5 protein-coding genes are annotated in these 4,962 nt (G+C 65.3%); 4 read left to right on the plus strand and 1 reads right to left on the minus strand.

All coding sequences use genetic code 11. From position 1 onward, the window contains the following. The 3 genes from VNM24_06020 to VNM24_06030 all read left to right on the plus strand — a co-directional run. Nucleotides 1-363, plus strand: a 363-nt coding sequence (locus VNM24_06020) for a tRNA-dihydrouridine synthase (protein ID HWQ38159.1), incomplete at its 5' end; no start/stop codon positions are given. A 233-nt stretch (nt 364-596) separates the two neighbouring features. Next, nucleotides 597-1,577 carry an aldo/keto reductase gene (locus VNM24_06025; protein ID HWQ38160.1) on the plus strand — a complete coding sequence of 327 codons (981 nt, stop codon included), beginning with the start codon at nt 597-599 and terminating at the stop codon, nt 1,575-1,577. 95 nt (nt 1,578-1,672) lie between these two features. After that, nucleotides 1,673-3,364, plus strand: coding sequence for a M14 family metallopeptidase (locus VNM24_06030; GenBank protein ID HWQ38161.1), 1,692 nt, complete (start codon nt 1,673-1,675; stop codon nt 3,362-3,364). Nucleotides 3,365-3,398: 34 nt separating this feature from the next. Here the strand turns inward: VNM24_06030 and VNM24_06035 are convergent, their stop codons facing one another. Then, the gene (locus tag VNM24_06035) at nt 3,399-4,166 is read right to left on the minus strand and encodes a lipo-like protein (GenBank protein HWQ38162.1); all 768 of its coding nucleotides are present in this window, start codon (nt 4,164-4,166) and stop codon (nt 3,399-3,401) included. A gap of 433 nt (nt 4,167-4,599) precedes the next feature. Here VNM24_06035 and VNM24_06040 point away from each other — a divergent pair, with 433 nt between their 5' ends. Next, complete coding sequence (locus VNM24_06040) at nt 4,600-4,893, plus strand: hypothetical protein (GenBank protein HWQ38163.1); 294 nt, start codon at nt 4,600-4,602, stop codon at nt 4,891-4,893. Nucleotides 4,894-4,962 lie beyond the last annotated feature (69 nt).

A 4,962-nucleotide genomic window follows, 5' to 3' on the forward strand; every position in this document is an offset into this window, starting at 1 on the left:
GACCCGCCGGCGGCGCTGGCGGCGCTGGCGCGGGTGGACGGGGTCATGCTCGGGCGCGCGGCGTATCACGATTCGTACGTGCTCGCCCGCCTCGACGCCGCAATATTCGGAAGGGCCGCCCCGACGCGCGCACAGATAATCGAGGCGATGATGGAGTACGCCTGGCGTGAAGTCGCGCTTGGCACGCCGCTGCGCGCGATCACGCGGCATATGCTGGGCCTCTACCACGGCGAGCCGGGCGCGCGCATCTGGCGTCGCATGCTCTCCGACGCGCAACGGCTCGCCCGCAACGATCCGAAGCTGTTGCTGGAGGCCATGAAAGCGACCGAAGGCCGCAAAAGCCCGGCGGTCGAAGTGGCCTGAGCGGCGGCTCGCATCGGCCCGCTGCGGCCGCCCGGCTATCCACACGCCCAGAAGAACGCTGCCTTGCAAGTTTTGCGTTTCGCTTTTCCCTGTTCCCGCGGGCGATTGCTTTCCCCGAGCCGCGGTCAAGGCATGACCCCACGCACGCGTACTGGAGCCCCCGGGACTCGTCTAGAATCCGCCTGAGCACTACCGGCACGGTGGACAACACATAGGCAAAGAGGCCCGTAACAATGCAGATCGTCAATCTCGGCACAACAGGTTTGAAAGTTTCCCGAATCTGTCTCGGATGCATGACGTACGGTTCCTCGAAATGGCGCGACTGGGTACTGGACTACGACGCGTCCGTGCCGTTCATCCGGCAGGCGTGGGAAGCGGGCATCAATTTCTTCGACACCGCGGACATGTATTCGCGCGGCGAAAGCGAGGTCGTGCTCGGGCGCGCGCTGAAGGAACTCGGCATTCCACGGGACCGGGTGGTGGTCGCGACCAAAGTCTACAACCCGATGGGTGACGACCCCAACCAGCGCGGGCTGTCGCGCAAGCACATCGTGCACGCCATCGACGACAGCCTGCGGCGCCTGGGCATGGACTACGTGGATCTGTACCAGATTCACCGCTTCGACAAGACCACGCCCATCGAGGAGACGCTGGAAGCGCTGACCGATGTGGTGAAGGCGGGAAAGGCGCTCTACATCGGAGCGTCTTCGATGTACGCCTGGCAGTTCGCGAAGATGCTCTACGTCGCGGACCTCAAGGGCTACAGCCGTTTTGTCACGATGCAGAACCACTACAACCTGGTCTATCGCGAGGAAGAGCGCGAGATGATTCCGCTGTGCAGCGAGGAGGGTGTCGCGATCATCCCCTGGAGCCCGCTCGCACGCGGTTTTCTGGCGGGCAATCGTTCGAAGCGGGACTGGGGCGAGACGAAACGCGCCAAGTCGGACGATTTCGCGCATCAGCTCTACTACCAGGACTCCGACTTCGCCGTGGTGGAGCGCGTGACGCAGATCGCAAGACAGCGTGGCGTGGTCAATGCACAGATCGCCCTGGCGTGGCTGCTGCAGCAGCCGGGCGTGACCGCGCCCATCATCGGTGCGACCAAACCGCACCACATCGACGACGCCGTCAAGGCAATCGACATCAGGCTCACCGAGGAAGAACTGAAAGCGCTCGCGGAGCCGTATCAGCCGCATCGTGTCCTCGGTCATTGAAGCAAGGAAGAGCGGGATACGAAGGCTCCGTCGTCTTTGCTGCCTGCCTTCGTGTCCTCCCGTTTCGTTCCGCAGACCGATTTCGTGGCGCGATCATGAAAGTCCGCTTCGATACCTACTACCGTTACGACGACCTCACCCGGATTCTTTCCGACTGGGGAATCGAGCATTCCCAGCTGTTGCGCGTCGAACCCGTTGGCAAGAGCTTCGAGGGCCGCGACATCCTGGTCGCGCGGGTCACCAACTTCCGCAGCGGGCCGGACCACGAGAAACCTGCGCTGTGGGCCGACGGCAACATCCATGCCTCGGAATTGGCGGGATCCATGGCCTGCCTGCATCTGTTGCACACGCTGCTCACCGGGTACGGCAAGGACCGTGACATCACGCGCTGCCTGGATACCCGCGCCTTTTACATATGCCCGCGAGTCAATCCCGACGGCGCCGAGTGGGCGCTGGAGGTGCCGCCGCGCATCGTGCGCTCGAGCACCCGCCCCTACCCCTACGACGAAGAACCGCTGGAAGGACTGAAGCGCGAAGATATCGACGGCGACGGGCGCATCCTCACGATGCGCGTTCCCGATCCCAACGGGCCGTGGAAGGCTTTCGAGCGCGATCCGCGCATTCTCGTGCGCCGCGATCCGACCGAGAGCGGGGGGCGCTACTACCGGGTGCTGCCCGAAGGACGCATCGAGAACTGGGATGGAGTAACCCTGCGCCTGCAACCGAAGAAAGAACGCCTGGATCTGAACCGCAACTTTCCGGCCTTCTGGCGCACGGAGGCCGAGCAGCACGGTGCCGGTCCTTTCCCCACGTCGGAACCCGAGATCGCGGCACTCGCCCGCTTCATCGCTGCTCACCCCAACATCACCGCCGCCGTCGCGTTCCACACCTACAGCGGCGTGCTGCTGCGCCCCTACTCCCATCAGGCGGACGAGCTGATGCCGGCGGAGGATTTGTGGACTTATCAGAAGATCGGCGCTCAGGGCACGGAGATGACCGGATATCCGGCGGTGTCCTCCTACCACGACTTCCGCTACCACCCGAAGGAAGTCATCACCGGCGACTTCGACTCGTGGATGTACGAGCACCGCGGCGTGTACGCCTGGACCGTGGAGATCTGGAGCCCGCAGCGGCAAGCCGGCATCGAGAACTACAAGTTCATCGACTGGTACCGCGAGCACCCGCCGGAGGACGACCTGAAGCTGATGAAATGGAACGATACCGCCCTGGCCGGCAGAGGGTTTGTCGACTGGTACCCGTTCGATCATCCGCAACTGGGCAGGGTCGAACTGGGTGGCTGGGACAGCCTGTACACGTGGACCAATCCGCCGCACGCGCTTCTGGAAAAGGAACTCGCGCCGCTGTCGAGGTGGCTGACCTGGCATTGCCTCATCTCGCCGCGGCTGGAAGTTCTCGAGGCTTCCGCAAGCCCGCTTTCCCCCGACGCTTGGCGCGTGCGCCTGGCCGTCCACAACACCGGCTGGCTACCCAGCTACGTCACCCGGCACGCCAAGAACAAGAAGTTCTGCCGTGGCGTGATCTGCGAGCTGGAGCTGCCCGAGGGCGCGATTCTGGTCACGGGCAAGTTGCGCGAAGAGGCCGGTGAGCTGGAAGGGCGGGCCTACAAGCCTGCAGCCGCGAATACCTGGGCCGGGACCGCAGCGGACGAGACCAGCGACCGCCTCAAGGTCGAATGGGTCGTGCGCGGAAAGAAAGGCCAGGTACTCGGGCTTGCAGCCCGACATGAGCGCGCAGGCACGGTCCGCGCGCGGGTGCAGCTGCGCTGAAGCTAGCGGCGCGCGGACGATCAGCCCGCGTGCTTCAACCGGCGGCGACCCCCGCCGAGGCCTGCGCGTCCGCGCCCGCAGGGCGCAGCGCATCGGGTTGCTCGTGCGCAAGACCGCACAAGTCGAAACGTCGCTGCGGCACCGGCTTGACGATGGCGAAGTAAGGAGAGACGTCGAAATCGCGCGGCACGCAAAGGCCCGAATGACGCGGGGCGGCAAGCTGGCTGTTGTCGGGCGGGAATACGGGGTAGCGGACCGACTGGAACGCCTGCGCGATCAGCGTCGAGCAGACCGCCTTGCCCGGTTCGCCGCGCTCGGGCAACGGTCCGCGCCCCCTGCGCAGCCGGGCCGGCAGCAGCGGGAGGGAGTATCGGGCGAGCCCGAACACACGCTTCAGATCGTACTTCTTGCCAAGGTTCGCGGCCATGAAGCCGACCAGCCGGGAAGCCTCGTCCCTTGTCAGTCCGGCCGGCCGGCAGATCCGGGTGTGGAAGCCCTCATAGGTGGACAAGGGCACCGCGCACACGCCTCTGACCAGATCGGCTTCGATGAGCACATTGGGTTCGGGGCCGTCGCCAGCCACTCCCGGGACCTCGCCCACGTACAGCGCCGCGTGCGACCAGGTGGATTGCGTCGCGTATCGGATGAGTGCGCCGATGCGCGTGTTGCCCTCGACCAGCAACACGTCGCCCGGTTGCAACAGTGCGCGCAACTCCTCGGTGCGCGCCGTCGCCAGTGGCCGGAATCGCGCGGCCGGGTGGCTCAGGAAGCGGACCAGGACATTGGCGATGGCGGCAAACATCGCAGGTTCTCCACCGTGTACGCGACCGCGTTGTCCGGACCCAGCCAGCCGATCCCGCCGCAGGTGGTGCAGCGGGCAGACTTTCTCCCGCAGCACGTTGCGCAGGCGCGCGATTGCGCCTGGTCCGATCGGTGCACGTCCCGCACGTAACCCCGTCCTTTGCATTCAGGACAGGTCGCGATGCCGGAGCCGTGGCATTCATCGCAGGGCAGCATGGCTGGCTCTCCTCTGGTTGCGCTTGCGCGATGCGGCCGGCACTGCGGCCGCGATACCACTGTAGGAGCACGCGCAGGGACAAGAAATCCGACTTTCGATATATACGTCGCGGCACGCGGGCCGGCCTTACACAGGCACGGAGGCTAGAATGCAGCTGCCTGCACACAATTGCGTGAACAGGCAGTGCCGGGCGTCGCGTGGGGGTCGGATCCTGGATATGAGGCTGACGATTGCTTTGCTGGCTGCGTGCGTGTTGATCGGCGCTCAGGCGGGGGCCTGGGCGGCAGAAGCACAGAGCGACGTCAGGAAGGCCGCCAGACAGATGGGCAGCGACGCCAAGCAGATGGGCAAGCAGGTCGGCAAGACCGCCAGGAAGGTGGGCAAGGACGTCGGCAAAGCCTCGAGCCGGGCCGCCCGGACCATCAAGAAGGAGTTCAAGGAAGACTTCCTCGACAAGAAGGACGACGACAAGCCGGTGAGGAATTCAGCGCAGCGCGCGGGCCGGCAATAGGTCCGGGCGCACTCTCAGAAGGGAATCCCGACTCGCGCAGCCGGCGCATTCACTGCATCGAGCACAGCC

This window comes from Burkholderiales bacterium, from assembly GCA_035560005.1.
Taxonomy (GTDB): Bacteria; Pseudomonadota; Gammaproteobacteria; order Burkholderiales; family Eutrophovitaceae; genus DASRFY01.

Bases quoted from the DNA above. Each gene is read 5' to 3' on its own strand.
- VNM24_06030 (HWQ38161.1), top strand. From the start codon at position 1,673: ATGAAAGTCCGCTTCGATACCTACTACCGTTACGACGACCTCACCCGG.
- VNM24_06040 (HWQ38163.1), top strand. From the start codon at position 4,600: ATGAGGCTGACGATTGCTTTGCTGGCTGCGTGCGTGTTGATCGGCGCT.
- VNM24_06035 (HWQ38162.1), bottom strand. From the start codon at position 4,166: ATGTTTGCCGCCATCGCCAATGTCCTGGTCCGCTTCCTGAGCCACCCG.
- VNM24_06025 (HWQ38160.1), top strand. From the start codon at position 597: ATGCAGATCGTCAATCTCGGCACAACAGGTTTGAAAGTTTCCCGAATC.